Origin of the sequence: Mycobacterium kyogaense, assembly GCF_003254575.1 — a bacterium.
GTDB lineage: Bacteria > Actinomycetota > Actinomycetes > Mycobacteriales > Mycobacteriaceae > Mycobacterium > Mycobacterium kyogaense.
This window is the reverse complement of the sequence record NZ_QJUA01000008.1, coordinates 140968-156859: the sequence shown is the minus strand read 5'-3', so window position 1 is coordinate 156859 and position 15892 is coordinate 140968. Positions and strand designations below refer to the sequence as shown.

Annotated in this window: 16 protein-coding genes and 2 tRNA genes; 10 read left to right on the top strand and 8 right to left on the bottom strand. The window is 66.8% G+C overall.

Annotated elements, in window-relative coordinates:
* On the bottom strand, positions 1 to 783 hold a 783-nt coding region (locus DMB80_RS08875; protein WP_111509501.1), incomplete at its 3' end, for a DUF1542 domain-containing protein.
* A 210-nt stretch (positions 784 to 993) separates the two neighbouring features.
* Between DMB80_RS08875 and DMB80_RS08870 the strand changes: the two genes are divergently transcribed.
* Complete coding sequence (locus tag DMB80_RS08870; RefSeq protein WP_240431081.1) at positions 994 to 1392, top strand: DUF4383 domain-containing protein; 399 nt, start codon at positions 994 to 996, stop codon at positions 1390 to 1392.
* A gap of 3 nt (positions 1393 to 1395) precedes the next feature.
* On the opposite strand, the gene DMB80_RS08865 is transcribed toward DMB80_RS08870, so the two are convergent.
* The 4 genes from DMB80_RS08865 to DMB80_RS08850 all read right to left on the bottom strand — a co-directional run bounded on the left by DMB80_RS08865 (position 1396) and on the right by DMB80_RS08850 (position 5436).
* Positions 1396 to 2196 (bottom strand): MBL fold metallo-hydrolase, encoded by an 801-nt coding sequence (locus tag DMB80_RS08865; RefSeq protein ID WP_111509499.1) that lies wholly within the window; start codon positions 2194 to 2196, stop codon positions 1396 to 1398.
* Between the two features lie 5 nt (positions 2197 to 2201).
* Positions 2202 to 2894 carry a Crp/Fnr family transcriptional regulator gene (locus tag DMB80_RS08860; protein ID WP_111509498.1) on the bottom strand — a complete coding sequence of 231 codons (693 nt, stop codon included), beginning with the start codon at positions 2892 to 2894 and terminating at the stop codon, positions 2202 to 2204.
* An 80-nt stretch (positions 2895 to 2974) separates the two neighbouring features.
* Entirely contained in the window at positions 2975 to 4006 is a 1032-nt protein-coding gene (locus DMB80_RS08855) for a PE-PPE domain-containing protein (protein WP_111509497.1), read from the bottom strand.
* 236 nt (positions 4007 to 4242) lie between these two features.
* The gene (locus DMB80_RS08850; RefSeq protein WP_111509496.1) at positions 4243 to 5436 is read right to left on the bottom strand and encodes an FAD-dependent monooxygenase; all 1194 of its coding nucleotides are present in this window, start codon (positions 5434 to 5436) and stop codon (positions 4243 to 4245) included.
* Positions 5437 to 5508: 72 nt separating this feature from the next.
* Between DMB80_RS08850 and DMB80_RS08845 the strand changes: the two genes are divergently transcribed.
* Together DMB80_RS08845 and DMB80_RS08840 are read left to right on the top strand one after the other, a co-directional pair.
* Positions 5509 to 6072 (top strand): TetR/AcrR family transcriptional regulator, encoded by a 564-nt coding sequence (locus DMB80_RS08845; RefSeq protein ID WP_111509495.1) that lies wholly within the window; start codon positions 5509 to 5511, stop codon positions 6070 to 6072.
* A gap of 101 nt (positions 6073 to 6173) precedes the next feature.
* Positions 6174 to 7022, top strand: a complete 849-nt coding sequence (locus tag DMB80_RS08840; protein ID WP_111509494.1) for an NAD(P)-dependent oxidoreductase — start codon at positions 6174 to 6176, stop codon at positions 7020 to 7022.
* A gap of 5 nt (positions 7023 to 7027) precedes the next feature.
* Here the strand turns inward: DMB80_RS08840 and DMB80_RS08835 are convergent.
* Positions 7028 to 7101: transfer RNA gene (locus tag DMB80_RS08835), tRNA-Gly, on the bottom strand.
* A 152-nt stretch (positions 7102 to 7253) separates the two neighbouring features.
* On the opposite strand from DMB80_RS08835, the gene DMB80_RS08830 reads away from it, so the two are divergent.
* The 4 genes from DMB80_RS08830 to DMB80_RS08815 all read left to right on the top strand — a co-directional run bounded on the left by DMB80_RS08830 (position 7254) and on the right by DMB80_RS08815 (position 10201).
* A tRNA-Pro gene (locus tag DMB80_RS08830) sits at positions 7254 to 7330 on the top strand.
* Positions 7331 to 7369: 39 nt separating this feature from the next.
* Complete coding sequence (gene tig, locus DMB80_RS08825) at positions 7370 to 8812, top strand: trigger factor (RefSeq protein WP_111509493.1); 1443 nt, start codon at positions 7370 to 7372, stop codon at positions 8810 to 8812.
* Between the two features lie 115 nt (positions 8813 to 8927).
* Positions 8928 to 9539, top strand: coding sequence for an ATP-dependent Clp protease proteolytic subunit (locus DMB80_RS08820; protein ID WP_111509492.1), 612 nt, complete (start codon positions 8928 to 8930; stop codon positions 9537 to 9539).
* Entirely contained in the window at positions 9536 to 10201 is a 666-nt protein-coding gene (locus tag DMB80_RS08815; RefSeq protein WP_046364528.1) for an ATP-dependent Clp protease proteolytic subunit, read from the top strand. The genes DMB80_RS08820 and DMB80_RS08815 overlap by 4 nt, the downstream gene beginning before the upstream one ends.
* Before the next feature lie 3 nt (positions 10202 to 10204).
* On the opposite strand, the gene DMB80_RS08810 is transcribed toward DMB80_RS08815, so the two are convergent.
* Positions 10205 to 10648 (bottom strand): TIGR03618 family F420-dependent PPOX class oxidoreductase, encoded by a 444-nt coding sequence (locus tag DMB80_RS08810; RefSeq protein WP_111509491.1) that lies wholly within the window; start codon positions 10646 to 10648, stop codon positions 10205 to 10207.
* A 95-nt stretch (positions 10649 to 10743) separates the two neighbouring features.
* Between DMB80_RS08810 and DMB80_RS28050 the strand changes: the two genes are divergently transcribed.
* Both DMB80_RS28050 and clpX read left to right on the top strand, forming a co-directional pair.
* The gene (locus DMB80_RS28050; RefSeq protein ID WP_162938455.1) at positions 10744 to 11013 is read left to right on the top strand and encodes a hypothetical protein; all 270 of its coding nucleotides are present in this window, start codon (positions 10744 to 10746) and stop codon (positions 11011 to 11013) included.
* A gap of 272 nt (positions 11014 to 11285) precedes the next feature.
* The gene (gene clpX / locus DMB80_RS08800) at positions 11286 to 12566 is read left to right on the top strand and encodes an ATP-dependent Clp protease ATP-binding subunit ClpX (RefSeq protein WP_046364531.1); all 1281 of its coding nucleotides are present in this window, start codon (positions 11286 to 11288) and stop codon (positions 12564 to 12566) included.
* Positions 12567 to 12634: 68 nt separating this feature from the next.
* On the opposite strand, the gene fdhD is transcribed toward clpX, so the two are convergent.
* Positions 12635 to 13459, bottom strand: coding sequence for a formate dehydrogenase accessory sulfurtransferase FdhD (fdhD, locus tag DMB80_RS08795; protein WP_111509489.1), 825 nt, complete (start codon positions 13457 to 13459; stop codon positions 12635 to 12637).
* 191 nt (positions 13460 to 13650) lie between these two features.
* Here fdhD and DMB80_RS08790 point away from each other — a divergent pair, with 191 nt between their 5' ends.
* Positions 13651 to 15828, top strand: a complete 2178-nt coding sequence (locus DMB80_RS08790) for a glutamine synthetase III family protein (RefSeq protein WP_111509488.1) — start codon at positions 13651 to 13653, stop codon at positions 15826 to 15828.
* Positions 15829 to 15892 lie beyond the last annotated feature (64 nt).

The following is a 15892-nucleotide window of genomic DNA, read 5'->3' as shown; positions in this document are numbered from 1 at the left end:
GCCCCAGTCTCCGCCGCCGTTGTCCCAGCCCCCGCCGTCCCAGCCGCCGCCGGTGTCGGCTCCGTCGAAGCCCCCGCCGTCTGCGCTCCCGCCGTCGAGTTGGCCCTGTTCCATCCCGTCGGCGAACCCGTCGCCGTAGCCGTTTTCGAAAGCGTTCGCGTCATAGCCGACTCCGGCCATCCCGGAGAACAACGAGCTGAACAGCAGTGCCGAGCCGACGCCCCAGGCGCCCGCCACCAGCGCCGGCTTCCACCACGGCTCGGAATACCAGCCCGCAGGCACCGGACGGCCGGCGACCCGGCCACCGGGGTAGTAGTTGGGCGTGCGCTGCGACGGTGTCGGCGACGCCTCGATCTGCCGGCCGTCGAAGTCGACGCGGCGGTCCTCGGTGACTGCACCGGCCGATCGCTGACCGGACAGCGTCTCCAGATCCGGCCCCGGGTCCATACCCATCGCGGTGCGCGCCGCGCGCACGTAGTACAGCCCTTCGACGGCGCTCTCCTTGGCCAGTGCCGCCTGCTTCACGGTGGTGGCCTGGTCGATCTGCGAGGACGCCGCGGTGTACCGCTCCGATGCGTCGGCCAGCGCTTGCTTCGAGGCGTCGTCGGTTCCGCTCAGCCCGTACACCTGCCCGCCGAGACGCTCGATGAGACGACGGGCGTCGGCTTTGGCATCGGCCAGTGAAGCAGCGCTGCGCTGACCGGACGCCTTGGACGATGCGTACACGGCGATGCCGATCGCCGCGACCACCAGCACGATGAGGAGCAGGAGAACGCCTTCCATGGTTCACAGCGTACCGACAGGCCGCCGGTGAGCCCGGTGTCGTTTCAGGCCCTCACCCTCGGGTAGCAGGGCCGTCGACCGTCGGCGCCGCCGCGCGCCCCACGACACGAAAGGACATGACCCACCATGACCTCTCACAGGCCGACCTCTTCCACACCGAGTTCTTCGACTCGAGTCTCGGCGTCCCGATCGCACGTCCAGTGGGCCGCGATGATCGTCGGCGTCGTCTTCCTCGTCGTCGGCATCGCCGGGTTCATTCCCGGTGTGACCACCAATTACAGCGAGTTGAGTTTCGCGGGACATCATTCCGGGGCCATGCTGTTCGGGCTCTTCGCCGTGTCGGTGCTGCACAACATCGTCCACCTGGCATTCGGGATCGCAGGAATCCTGTTGGCGCGCAGTGCGACTACGGCGCGGCTGTACCTCATCGTCGGCGCCGTGATCTATGCCGTGCTGTGGCTGTACGGACTCATCATCGATCGCGGCAGCAACATGAACTTCGTACCGGTCAACGATGCCGACAACTGGCTGCATCTGATCCTGGCGTTGGGCATGCTCGCGCTCGGGTTGGTGCTCGGCCGCCCGGTGGCCGGTGCCGAGCGACGGTGACCCTCAGAGGGTGACCGTCTGACCGCGTTCGATGTGGATCAGACGGTCACCGAGGCCGCGCTCACGCATGGCCGCCGTGAAATCACTGAGCGGAGACGCAAAGACCCCGTAGTCGTCGAAGTGCACAGGAACGACCCGCGGAAGGTCCAGCCGCCGCGCCGCCTCCGCGCCGGCAACACCGTCCATGGTGACCGTGACGCCGAACGGGAGCTTCCCGCCCGCCGGTAGGCGCGTGCCACCCAGGTGAAGGATGCCGGCATCGATCGCGTCGAAATGCAAAGGAATCTCGGCGAGTTCGTCGATGAGCAAAGTGTCGCCGGAGATGTAGAGCCGGCACTGTTCGGTGCCGTCGCTGAACTCGAGCATGGAGCCCATCACCGGGGGGAGCAGCCGGCGCAGGGGCATAGGCGCGTGCCGGCCGGGTAGAGCCGTCACCGTCAGACGGTGACCGTCCTTCTCGATCAGCGACGTCCGCCACGTGTCCAACCCGTGCGCGGCGTGAAAACCCTTGCTGTGCAATCGGTGTGCGGCAGCATGCGTGGTCACGATCGGTAGCTCGTGGTCGAGCCCGCGTTCGGCGACACGATCCCAGTGGTCGCCGTGCATGTGGGACAGCACGACGGCGTGCAGGGGCGGGAGCTCGTCGACAGTGATGGCCGGCGGGCGCCGGCGCCTGGACCACAACCCGTACCCCAGGTAGGCGCGCTGGCCCTGATGGAGGAAGTTCGGATCGGTGAGCACCGTGATCCCGCCGCAGCGGATCAGCGTGGTGGCATTTCCGATGAACGTGACGCGCAGGTCCATTCCCGTCACCGTGCTGCCAGCTGGGCGCGGCGGGCGCCGTGCATGCGGGCGGCCAGAGGCTCGGACTCCCTGATCACGATGCTCTTTTTCGCGATGACGATCCAGCCGCGCGCGGCGAAGTCGCACAGCGCCTTGTTCACCGACTCTCGCGAACTGCCGACCAGATGGGCGAACTGCTCCTGCGTCAGATCCATCGGCACCCGCATCGCGCCGTGCTCCTGAACGCCGAAGCGCTGCGCGAGACCGAGCAGGTGTTTGGCCACGCGCGCGGCCACGCTGGCGTAGACGGTGTCGGTGATGCTGCTCGAGGTGTTCCGAATTCGGCGGGAAAGGATACGCATGAATCGCTGAGCCATCTCTGGCTGTGTCGTCATCATCGCCAGCAGCTCGTCGCGTTCGATCCTCGTGGCGGTCGCGTCGGTGATCGCGACGGCGCAGGTGGTGCGTGGGCCGGGATCGAAGACGGACTCCTCGCCGAACAGTTCGCCCGGCCCCAGTACCTGGACCAAGCACTCCCGGTCGGTGTCCCTGTTGAGGCCGACCCGAACCCTGCCGTCGTTGATCACGTACAGGCAGGTGTCGAGGTCACCCTCGGTGAAGATCACCTCGCCCGCGCCCCACCTCGCTGGGCCACGATGTCCGTTGAACCGCAGTCCAGGCATCGCTGCGTCGAGCGGCGCTTTCGAAGCGTCGATCATGATTCCTCCCCGAATAGCCGGCGTGGTCGCTTCGCCTGCTACCCGGAAAGAGGGCGTCTACGCGTGATGGAGAGACGAGATCAGTCCGCCGACGATGCGGCGCGCTCGGCCTGCCGAGCCGCGATGCGATCGCGCAGACGCGGGCGATCCTTCTTCGCCTTGGTTGTCGTGGAGTCCTTAGCGGCAGCAGCAACATCCGGCTGCGACGACTGCTGGCGCTCCGACAGCCTCGAGAACAATTTGCGGATGGGGCGTGGTGAATCGTCGTTCTTCGCGGTCGATGTCGTGGCGTCGGTGTCCGTCGGAGTCGTTGATTCGACCTGCGCGACCGTCGGTGTGACGGGGTAGGTGGGCGAGGGGAGGACCACCGGCCGCTGAACCTTGCCCGGCACGTAGTACTGGCTCTCGATGCCCGGTCGCAGCGCCTTGTCCTGAGCAGCGATCTGCTCCGGTGTCTTCCAGCCCGGGTTGATCAAGGGCAGCGGATAGGTGAGGAAGTACTGGGTGGTGGACCCGGTTCGCGGGTCTGTGTAGGAGACCGCCGGGTTGGAGAGATCGAGGCCGTTGTACCCGTCGCGGTGGACTCTCTGACTGAGGTTGTACCGGGCGAAGTTCCTGGTCCCGGCCGGGACGTCGGCGACGATGTCGTACTGCCGCAGGACGAACGTCGCGTTCGAACCGACGCCGTTGGCCAACGTCGGATGGCGACTGAAGAAGCTGAAGGGGCTGAAGTTGCCGGGTGTACTGGGCGCCCCGAGCAGGTAGAACTGCGTGGTGGTGTCCTCGGGGTGGGTGTTCATGTACTCGATGGCGGCGTCGGTGGAGTCGGAGTAGGTCCAGATCGTGTTCTCGCCGGGGTGTGCGGCGACATAGTCCTCGATCGCTTGGACGCCACGCTGCAAGCTCGCCGCGTTGACGCTGAAGTTGGCATAGGGAATCAGATCGCAGCCCGCGCCGGGATCGCAGCCCTGCCCGGTCGGCGCCTTGATGCTGGCGTAGTCCACCTTGGCGCCGAACAACCCGGTCATGTAGGCGACGTCCGCGACAGCAGGTGTCGCGGACAACAGCGCTGCGGCCGCCACCATCGGAACTGCGGCGATCACTTTGTTCATGGTTGCCCCCCTGTGGCTGTGCGCTAGCGGCACCCACCGCTCGAGCTGGAGGTTTGCCCGAATTGCTCAGGTCTAATCCCGTTCCCGCGCGACATTCGATGCCCGCGCGGTTGCTCGGCGACAGATGGCCCCCCATTCGTCGTTGGCGACGCTACCCGTGCGGTGTGGAAGTGTCGCCGGTAATCCCGGAAAAGTTCCACGCCCGTAATGATTTGCTGTTGTTGCGTCGTCATTGGTCATGCCGCCGAGAGCGCTGCGCGCGCCACGCTTTGCGCGTCGTAGGAGTTCACGGCAATCCGGTCGAAGATGGCTTCGATGCGTTCGGCCCGCTCGTGCGGTGTGAGCTGGGTCGAGCGGTAGGTGCGCCCTGCTTCCCGGGCGCCGTCTCGCACCTGGCGGGTCCGGGCCAACCGGAGATCCTGATAGAGCCGGAGCCGGGAAGGGAGATCGGCTCGCACGCACCCCTGCAGGACGGTCGCCAGGGTGACGGCGTCTTCGACGGCCTGGTTGGCGCCCTGGCCCAAGTGGGGGACGACGGCATGGGCTGAATCGCCGAGCAGTGTGACGTGACGTCCCGACCAGTTCGCGAGCGGCTCGCGATCGTAGATGCCCCAGCGGAACGTCTCGTCCATCCTGCCGATGATGTCGAGCACGGGTTGGTCCCACCCCGCGTAGGCGGCGGCGAGTTCGCGAACATCGCCGGGTGCGGTCCACGATTCGGTGACGTCGAGGTCGGTCGGCACGAAGGCGACGACGTTGAGCAGCCGGCCCGCGGAGACGGGATAGACCAGGAAGCTGCGGCCTGGGCCCATCCACATCGCGCAGGCATCCATCGCGGCGATCGGCTCGATGCCCGCAAGTCGGTCGGCCGGAATCAGCCCGCGGTAGGCCATGATGCCTTCGCTGACCGGCTGGGCTGGTTCGCTGACCAGGCCTTGCAGGCGCGAATGGATTCCGTCCGCGGCGATAAGCAGATCAGCGTCGACGGTGCTGCCGTCGGCGAACCGCACCGTCACCCCGTCGTCGCCATCGCGCGCCTCGATCACCCTGCGCCCCAACTGGATTGCCGAGGCGGGGAGCGCGCCGGAGAGCGCCGCCTGGAATTCGCCGCGGTGCAGGAACATCGTCCGCTGCGGATCGCCGAACGAGAGGCGGGACGGCTCACCGGCGACGGGCCGGCCGTCGGCGGTGCGGAACACGTAGTGCGAGTATTGACCGGCGACCGCGCGCAACCGCTCTCCGACGCCGAGGCCGTCGAACACCCGCGCTCCGTTGGGGGCGATCGACACGCCGGCGCCGAGGGCTCGCAGTTCCGTTGCCTGCTCGTACACCCGCGCATCGAATCCCCGGGCGCGCAGCGCCAGGGCCGCCGTCAGCCCGCCGATGCCGGCTCCGACGATCGCGACCCGCAGTGTCTTCCCATCCGTCATCGTCCACTCCTTTATTCGTGTACCGATCGGCACATCATTGACGATAGACGTACCGATCGGTACGTTCAACTGATGCCGCGCACTGCCGATCCCCAGCGTCGGACCGAGCTACTCCGTGCCGTCGTGACCTACCTCGAGGAGCGGGGAGTCGCCGACATCTCATTGGCGCCCATGGCCGAGGCGCTGGGGACGAGCAAGCGCATGCTGCTCTACTACTTCGGCGACCGCGGGGAGCTCCTGGCGCAGGCGATGGCCGCGAGCCGTCCGAACGCCGGCGAGATCTTCGACGGGGTGGCTTCGGCGGACGACTTCGTCGCGGCTGCACACACCCTGTGGCGAGCCATCACCCGCGGGCGGCAGCGACGCAGCGTCGCCCTGCTGTTGCAAGTGCTGAGCCTGGCGATCACCGATCCGGACACCTACCAGCCCTACGCCGACGATGCCGTGACCGTGATGCTCGACCCGATCGCCGCCGCACTGACGGGTCTGGGCTTCGAGAAAGCCGACGCGAGGGCGCGGGCGACGCTAGTCGTCTCCGGGTTGCGTGGACTGTGCCAGGACGGACTGGTCACCGGCGACCGGTCGCGCGTCGACGCCGCGGCAGAACGCGTGATCGCCGCGGCCGTCGCGGACTGACAATGTCGAGGGTGCCCAATTGACGTTGCGCACCAACGCGTTTCACGGTTTTCGGCAGCGCGCGCGGCCTCCCGCAGCTCGGATGACGCAGAATGGCGTGAATGCGGATCACGGTGTTGGGAACGGGCGCGATGGGCGCCGGGATGGCGCAGTCACTGCTGCGCGACGGCTTCGACGTCACGGTGTGGAACCGCACACCCGAACGGGCCGAGCCGTTGACCGACGACGGTGCCGTGGTGGCGCTCGACCCGGTGGCGGCGGTCGCCGATGCGGAGGTCGTGATGGCGATGCTGTTCGACACCGAGTCGACGGTGTCGGTGATGGAGACCGTGCTGCCGCACCTCGGCGACGGCGCCGTGTTCGTGCAGTGCGCGACGGTCGGGGTGGAAGGTGCGGCGCAGACCGCGTCGCTGGCCGCCACGCACGGTGTGGCGTTCCTCGACTGCCCGGTACTGGGCACGAAGGGGCCCGCGGAGCAGGGCAAGCTCGTGATGCTGGCCTCTGGCGATCCCGCCCTGCGGGACCGGGTGCAGCCGGCCTTCGACGCCGTCGGGTCCAAGACGCTGTGGGTCGGCGAGGAGCCCGGGGCGGGCTCCAAGCTGAAGCTGGCGTGCAACGCGTGGATCGCCTCGATCGCGGCAGCGACCGCGCAGTCGATGGCTCTGGCGAAGGGCCTCGGCGTGGATCAGCGCCAGGTGCTGGAGGCGCTCGACGGGTCGGCGGCGAACTCGGCCTACCTGCAGATGAAGGGCACGGCGATCATCGAGGATTCCTACGCGCCGCAGTTCAGTGTGGACGGCGTGCGCAAAGACACGGGTCTGATCCGGACCGCACTCGCCGACGCCGGGGTGTCGACGGACCTGATCGATGGCGTCCGCGCGGTGTTCGACAGTGCGAGCTCAGCCGGCCACGGCGGCGACGACATGGCCGCGGTGTACTTCGGGTTCTGAGCGGGTGGAGCGGGCGACGGGAATCGAACCCGCGTAATCAGTTTGGAAGACTGAGGCTCTACCATTGAGCTACGCCCGCGTGTCGCTGCAGCGCCGCTGCAGTACCGCCAGAGGATACCGGCCCCGCCCCCCGAGAATCCAATCGCCATCTGGATGTGGCTTCGCTGAGGTCAGGACGTAGGATCGCCGGTGGTCTGACGCTGCGCGTGAGCGTGAGGCGGCAGCGACGACCGGGGTGTAGCGCAGCTTGGTAGCGCATCCGCTTTGGGAGCGGAAGGCCGCAGGTTCAAATCCTGTCACCCCGACCAGTTCGACCCATCAGACGAAAGCAATAGAGGAGTACCGAAGTGAAGAGCACCGTCGAGAAGCTGAGCCCGACCCGGGTGCGCATCAACGTGGAGGTGCCCTTCACCGAACTCGAGCCGGAGATCGACAACGCCTTCAAGCAGCTGGCCAAGCAGGTCCGGCTGCCCGGCTTCCGCCCGGGCAAGGCGCCGCGCAAGCTCCTCGAGGCGCGCGTCGGCCGCGGCGCGGTGCTCGAGCAGGTCGTCAACGACGCACTGCCCACCCGCTACAGCGAGGCCATCACCTCGGAGTCCCTGCAGCCCATCGGTCAGCCCGAGATCGAGGTGACCAAGCTCGAGGACAACGAGGAGCTGGTGTTCACCGCCGAGGTCGACATCCGTCCCGAGATCGACCTGCCCGACCTGAGCACCCTCAAGGTCACCGTGGACCCGATCAGCGTCGAGGACTCCGACGTCGAGGCCGAGCTGGACTCGCTGCAGAAGCGTTTCGGCACCCTGACCGGTGTCGATCGCGCCGCCGAGAACGGCGACTTCGTCTCCATCGATCTGTCGGCCACGGTCGACGGCGAGGACGTGCCGGAGGCCAAGACCGAGGGCCTGTCGCACGAGGTCGGCTCCGGTCAGCTCATCGACGGCCTCGACGAGGCGATCGTCGGGCTCACAGAGGGCGAGTCCGCGACGTTCACCACGACGCTGGTCGCCGGCGAGCATGCCGACCGGGAGGCTGAGGTCACCGTCACGGTGAAGTCGGTCAAGACCCGTGAACTGCCCGAGCTGGACGACGAATTCGCGCAGCTGGCAAGCGAATTCGACACCATCGACGAGCTCAAGGCCGACCTCCGCGAGAAGGTGGCCCGCGTCAAGCGCGTGCAGCAGGCCGAGGCCATCCGCGACAAGACCATCGAGGAGCTGCTCACCCAGGTCGAGGTGCCGCTGCCCGAAGCCGTCGTGCAGGCCCAGGTCGACGACACGCTGCACAACGCCATCCACGGCCTCGACCATGACGAGGACAAGTTCGCCGAGTCGCTGGCCGAGCAGGGCAGCAGCCGCGAGGAGTTCGACACCGAGAACCGCACCAACGCGGAGAAGGCCATCAAGACCCAGCTGCTGATGGACGCGATCGCCGACAAGCTGGACATCCAGGTGGGGCAGAACGACATCACCGAGCGCCTGGTGCTCATGTCGCGCCAGTACGGCATCGAGCCCCAGCAGCTGATCCAGATGCTGCAGCAGAACAATCAGCTGCCGGCGATGTTCGCCGATGTGCGTCGCGGTCTGACCGTCGCGGCCGTCGTGCACGGGGCGACCGTGACCGACACCGACGGCACCGAGATCGACACCACCGAGTTCTTCGGGCCCACCGGTGACGCGGCCGTCGTGGACGACGAGATCGAGGCCGGCGACGAGGCAACTGCCGAGACAGACACCGAGAACGCCGACGACACCGACGCCGCCGAGACATCCGGGGACGACGACACCAAGTGATGCTCTGAGCGAACGCGCGGCGTCTGGGGACTCCCCAGCGGCGCGGGTTGGTTAGTGTCGTCCGTAAGACCGGTCACCGCGTCGGAAGTACACAGAAGAAAGCAGGTATCCAGTCGTGACTGACATGCGTGGCGCCTCCTCGGGCCTCAACCTTGTCGACTCGGTGTATGAGCGATTGCTGGCCGAGCGCATCATCTTCCTGGGCTCCCAGGTCGACGATGACATCGCCAACCGGCTGTGCGCCCAGATCCTGCTGCTGTCGGCCGAGGATCCCACCAAGGACATCCACCTCTACATCAACTCGCCCGGTGGCTCGATCAGCGCCGGCATGGCGATCTACGACACCATGGTGCTGGCCCCGTGCGACGTGGCGACCTACGCCATGGGCATGGCCGCGTCGATGGGCGAGTTCCTGCTCGCCGCCGGCACCAAGGGCAAGCGCTACGCCCTGCCGCACGCCCGCATCCTGATGCATCAGCCGCTCGGCGGCATCACCGGCGGCGCTGCGGACATCGCGATCCAGGCCGAGCAGTTCGCCAGCATCAAGAAGGAGATGTTCCGCCTCAACGCGGAGTTCACCGGGCAGAGCATCGAGCGCATCGAGGCCGATTCGGACCGTGACCGGTGGTTCACGGCGCAGGAAGCACTCGAATACGGCTTCGTCGATCACATCATCACCAGCGTCACCCTCAACGGCGACGGACCAGGAGCAGGAATCGACAAATGACCGATAACTCGTCTATTCACCCGTCGCTGGACTCCCGCGTGCAGCCGCAGGCCCGCTACATCCTGCCGTCGTTCATCGAGCACTCCAGCTTCGGCGTCAAGGAATCGAACCCGTACAACAAGCTGTTCGAGGAACGCATCATCTTCCTCGGCGTGCAGGTCGACGACGCGTCGGCGAACGACATCATGGCCCAGCTGCTGGTGCTCGAGTCGCTCGATCCCGACCGCGACATCACGATGTACATCAACTCGCCGGGCGGTTCGTTCACCTCGCTGATGGCGATCTACGACACCATGCAGTACGTGCGCGCCGACATTCAGACGGTGTGCCTCGGGCAGGCCGCCTCGGCCGCCGCGGTGCTGCTGGCGGCGGGCACTCCGGGCAAGCGCCTGGCCCTGCCCAACGCGCGCGTCCTGATCCATCAGCCCGCCCTCGGCGGCGTGATCCAGGGCCAGTTCTCCGATCTGGAGATCCAGGCCGCGGAGATCGAGCGCATGCGCACGCTGATGGAGGAGACCCTGTCGCGGCACACCGGCAAGCCTGCCGACGTGATCCGCAAGGACACCGATCGCGACAAGATCCTCACCGCCGAGGCAGCCAAGGACTACGGCATCATCGACACGGTGCTGCAGTACCGCAAGCTCTCGGCGCAGAACGCCTGACGCTCAGCCGTTGCTGTAGACCCTCGTCGGGGTCACCAGCACGGCGGTGCGGCGCTGCTCGCGCATCGTCGCGTCGTACGCGTCCCAGTCGTCGTGGGTTCCGCCTGCGGCGGTGAAGATGTCGCGGAGCAGCTGCGCGAGCATCTGCTCCGACTTCAGCCACGGCTGCGCGTCGTCGGGTCCGGCCAGCTCGGCCCGCCCCTCCACTGTCGCCCACTGCCATCCCCTCCTGAAGGTGATCGCAGTCTGCGGGCGGGCCCGCAAGTTGGCCAGCTTCACTCGTCCGTAGGTGACGTAGCCCAGGACCGGCTCGTTGGAGGCGGGGTGCGGGAGGACGCCGGCGTTGATCAGCGATGCCTGGATGGTGTGGTCGGCTCGCAGCGTCGACACCACCGCGAGCCCGTTGTCCGACTGAGCCAGCGCGACGGCGTCGGTGAGAGAGGTCACCCTCGAAGGCTACGGCGGGCAAAAGACCCACGGGTTGATCGCGGACGTGCCACGCTCTTGATCTACGTGGGCGTCAATATTCGAGGAGGATACCGATGGGGGAGATGCTGTTGCTGGCCGTGGCCGCCGCGGGGGCTGCCTTCACCCATGGCGTCGCGCACGCCCAGGAACCGGTGTGCCCGGCGGGCACGTACTGGGACGCCGCGACCGTCCAGTGCGTCGCGGTGAACGTCTACGTCAACCCACCCAACCCGGTCGTGGGACCTATTGGGCCGGTCGGGGTGGGTGGCGTCGTCGGGCCCGTCGGACCCGGTCCGGTCGGTCCCGGACCTGTCGGACCCGGGCCTCTCGGTCCCGGTCGCTGACGACACAGACGGCGCGCCGACCGTGCTTCCCACGGATAGGTACTCTCGGTCGAGTAACAGCGGCGACACGCCAGAGACTCGGTGGTGCGTTCCAGGGCCATCGGCACGCGGTCAGGCGATATGTTGTCGCAACCACACGTGAATATCAGCGGCGCTATTCGGCCTCATCGGTCGCCCTGGGCCCGAAGATGCGGGTAGCGTCGGAAACGTTGCGGTGCGACCCACCGAATCGATCGATGTGCAACAGCAAGAGGAAGTAGGACCCCTGCACCATGGCACGCATTGGAGACGGCGGTGACCTGCTGAAGTGCTCGTTCTGCGGCAAGAGTCAAAAGCAGGTGAAGAAGCTCATCGCGGGACCGGGCGTCTACATCTGCGACGAATGCATCGATCTGTGCAACGAGATCATCGAAGAAGAACTGGCCGACGCTGACGACGTCAAGCTCGACGAGCTGCCCAAGCCTGCGGAGATCCGCGACTTCCTCGAGAGCTACGTCATCGGTCAGGACACCGCGAAGCGCACGCTCGCCGTCGCGGTCTACAACCACTACAAGCGCATCCAGGCGGGGGAGAAGAGCCGCGATTCGCGCTCGGAGCCCGTCGAGCTCGCCAAGTCCAACATCCTGATGCTCGGGCCCACCGGTTGCGGCAAGACCTACCTCGCCCAGACGCTGGCCAAGATGCTCAACGTCCCGTTCGCGATCGCCGACGCCACGGCGCTGACCGAGGCCGGCTATGTCGGCGAGGACGTCGAGAACATTCTGCTCAAGCTGATTCAGGCCGCCGACTACGACGTCAAGCGCGCCGAGACCGGCATCATCTACATCGACGAGGTCGACAAGATCGCCCGCAAGAGCGAGAACCCGTCGATCACCCGCGACGTCTCCGGAGAGGGTGTGCAGCAGGCGCTGCTGAAGATCCTCGAGGGCACGCAGGCGTCGGTGCCGCCGCAGGGCGGTCGCAAGCACCCGCACCAGGAGTTCATCCAGATCGACACCACGAACGTGTTGTTCATCGTGGCCGGTGCGTTCGCGGGGCTCGAGAAGATCGTGTCCGACCGGGTCGGTAAGCGTGGTCTGGGATTCGGTGCCGAGGTGCATTCGAAGGCCGAGATCGACACCCAGGATCACTTCGCCGAGGTCATGCCCGAGGACCTGATCAAGTTCGGGCTGATCCCGGAGTTCATCGGTCGTCTGCCGGTGGTCGCCTCGGTGACCAACCTGGACAAGGAATCGCTGGTGTCGATCCTGTCGACGCCGAAGAACGCCTTGGTCAAGCAGTACACCCGGCTGTTCGAGATGGACGGCGTCGAGCTCGAGTTCGCCGAAGACGCGCTGGATGCGATCGCCGATCAGGCCATCCACCGCGGTACCGGCGCTCGTGGCCTGCGCGCCATCATGGAAGAGGTCCTGCTGCCGGTGATGTACGACATCCCCAGCCGCGACGACGTCGCCAAGGTGGTCGTGACCAAGGAGACCGTCGAGGACAACGTCCTGCCGACGATCGTGCCGCGCAAGCCTTCTCGCACGGAGCGCCGCGACAAGACTGCCTAGTTTTGCCACGAGAGTGCACTGGTGGTCGTTCGATCAGCTGATCGGCGACCGCCAGTGCACTTTCGCGGTCAGTTGATGACGCGGTCCGGGCGGGTGTAGACGTTCATCGACTCGCCCCGCAGGAAAGCCACCAGGGTCAGCCCCGACTGTGCGGCCAGATCCACCGCCAGTGACGATGGCGCCGACACCGCGGCGAGCATCGGGATGCCGGCCATCACCGCCTTCTGGGTGAGCTCGAACGACGCCCGGCCACTCACCAGCAGCACCGTGCCGCCCAGCGGTACCCGATGCTGTTCGAGCGCCCAGCCGATCACCTTGTCGACGGCGTTGTGCCTGCCGATGTCCTCGCGGACCACCAGCGCATGGCCAGCGGCATCGAACAGTCCCGCGCCGTGCAGGCCTCCGGTGGCGGCGAACACCTTCTGCCGGCGGCGCAGCTCCGCGGGCATCTCCGCCAGCACGTCCGCCTCCACGGTCAACGGGTCGTCACCGGGGGCGTGCTTGCTGACCAACCGCACCGCCTCCAGCGAGGCCTTGCCGCACACGCCGCACGACGACGTCGTGTAGAAATTGCGCGTCGGGTCGACGTCCGGCGGCGCGACGCCGGGCGCCAGCGTCACGTCCAGGACGTTGTACGAGTTCACCCCGTCCTCGTCGGCGCCGCGGCAGTAGCGCACCGAGGCGATGTCTTCTCGGCCCGCGACCACGCCCTCGGTGAGCAGGAAACCCTGCGCGAGCTCGACGTCGTTGCCGGGGGTGCGCATCGTCACCGTCAGGGGGTGGCCGTCGACGCGGATCTCCAACGGTTCCTCGACGGCCAGGGTCTCGGCCCGGGCGGTCGCGCCCCCGGCCGTCAGATGGTGCGCTCGTCGACGGGAGGTCACTCGGCCCACGGAAACGCCTCTCGTCGCGACATCTGTCCCATTGTGGTCTGTTCGGCCGTCGGCGGCCACGACGGCTGCCCGTAACCCGCGTCTTGCGACGTTGACGCTCGCGTAACAGGATCGGCATCGGATGTTCCTACTGTTGGCCGGTCAATCGTCTGTGAAACAGAAGCGGACGACGCAGCGGATAAGGAAGTCCAGTGAGCGGTAACTCGGTACGCCTGCAGGCGATCAACAATGTCGAAGCGTATGTCCCGCCGGCAATCAGCTTCGATCCGACGGAGGCACCCGGTGAGGTGTTCGGCTCGAACGTGTTCACCAAGGCGGAGATGCAGTTGCGGCTGCCCAAGTCGGTGTACAAGTCCGTGGTCGCCACCATCGAGAAGGGCGCCAAGCTGGACCCGGCCGTGGCCGACTCGGTCGCGTCGGCGATGAAGGACTGGGCGCTGTCCAGAGGCGCCACCCACTACGCGCACGTCTTCTACCCGATGACCGGGCTGACCGCCGAGAAGCACGACAGCTTCCTCGAACCCGTCTCCGACGGCCAGACGCTGGCCGAGTTCGCCGGCAAGACCCTGATCCAGGGCGAGCCCGACGCGTCCAGCTTCCCGTCGGGCGGCCTGCGCAGCACGTTCGAGGCGCGCGGTTACACCGGGTGGGACGTCACCAGCCCGGCCTACATCCTGGAGAACCCCAACGGCAACACGCTGTGCATCCCCACGGTGTTCGTGTCGATGACGGGTGAGGCGCTGGACTACAAGACCCCACTGCTGCGCAGCCAGCAGGCAATGGGCACTCATGCCGAGCGGATCCTGAAACTGTTCGGCCACAAGAACTTCGACCACATCGTGTCGTTCTGCGGTCCGGAGCAGGAGTACTTCCTCGTCGACCGGCACTTCTTCCTGGCCCGTCCCGACCTGATCAACGCGGGCCGCACCCTGTTCGGCGCCAAGCCGCCCAAGGGCCAGGAGTTCGACGACCACTACTTCGGCTCGGTGCCCGAGCGGGTGCTCGGCTTCATGATGGACACCGAGCGTGAGCTGTTCAAACTCGGCATTCCGGCCAAGACCCGGCACAACGAGGTCGCCCCCGGGCAGTTCGAGATCGCGCCGATGTTCGAGCGGGCCAACATCGCCGCCGACCATCAGCAGTTGCTGATGACGATCTTCCGCAACGTCGCCAAGAAGCACGGCATGGAATGCCTCTTCCACGAGAAGCCGTTCGCCGGGGTCAACGGTTCGGGCAAGCACGTCAACTTCTCCATGGGCAACTCGCAATTCGGCAGCCTGCTGGTGCCGGGCGACACCCCGCACGAGAACGCCCAGTTCCTGGTGTTCTGCGCGGCGGTCATCCGCGCGGTGCACAAGTTCGCGGGCCTGCTGCGGGTCTCGGTGGCCTCGGCCACCAACGATCACCGGCTGGGCGCGAACGAAGCTCCCCCGGCGATCATCTCGATCTTCCTCGGTGCACAGCTGGCCGATGTGTTCGAGCAGATCGCCAAGGGCGCCGCGACGTCGTCGAAGGGCAAGGGATCGATGATCATCGGCGTCGACACCCTGCCCGAACTGCCGACCGATCCGGGTGACCGCAACCGCACCAGCCCGTTTGCGTTCACCGGCAACAGGTTCGAGTTCCGTGCGCCGGGCTCGGGCCAGACGATCAACGTGCCGATGATCATCCTGAACACGATCATGGCTGATTCGCTGGACTACATGGCGACGGTGCTCGAGAAGGCAGTCGGTGAGGGCGAGGACTTCGACCAGGCCGTGCAGAAGTTGCTGACCGAGATCATCACCGAGCACGGCGCGGTCGTGTTCAACGGCGACGGCTACTCGGAGAACTGGCAGATCGAAGCCGCCGAGCGTGGCCTGCCGAACCTGAAGACCACGCTCGACGCGATCCCGGAGTTGATCAAGCCCGAGGCCGTCGAGGTGTTCGAACGCTACGGGGTGTTCAACGAGCGCGAGTTGCACAGCCGCTACGAGGTTCGACTCGAGCAGTACGCGCTGACGATCGGCGTCGAGGCCAAGCTCGCGCTGGAACTCGGCACGACGGTGATCCTGCCTGCCGCGGTGCGCTATCAGACCGAGCTGGCGCAGAACGTGGCCACGCTGAAGGCCGCGGGGGTGGCTGCCGATACGACGATGCTGGAAGCGGTTTCGGCTCCGATCGCCGACCTGACTGCGGCGTTGGCATCGCTGAAGGCGGGCCTGGCGGATCACTCCGCGGAGTCCGCGCTCGACGAGGCCACGCACGCGCAGAAGGTGTTGCTGCCCGCGATGGAGGCCGTGCGTGCGGCCGCCGACGCTTTGGAGGGCGTGGTCGCCGATGACCTGTGGCCGCTGCCGACCTACCAGGAGATGCTCTACATCCTCTGAACCCGGTCGCGATTGTGCGGTTTCATCCACGACACGCCGTGTGGCGCGGATGAGATCGCACAAC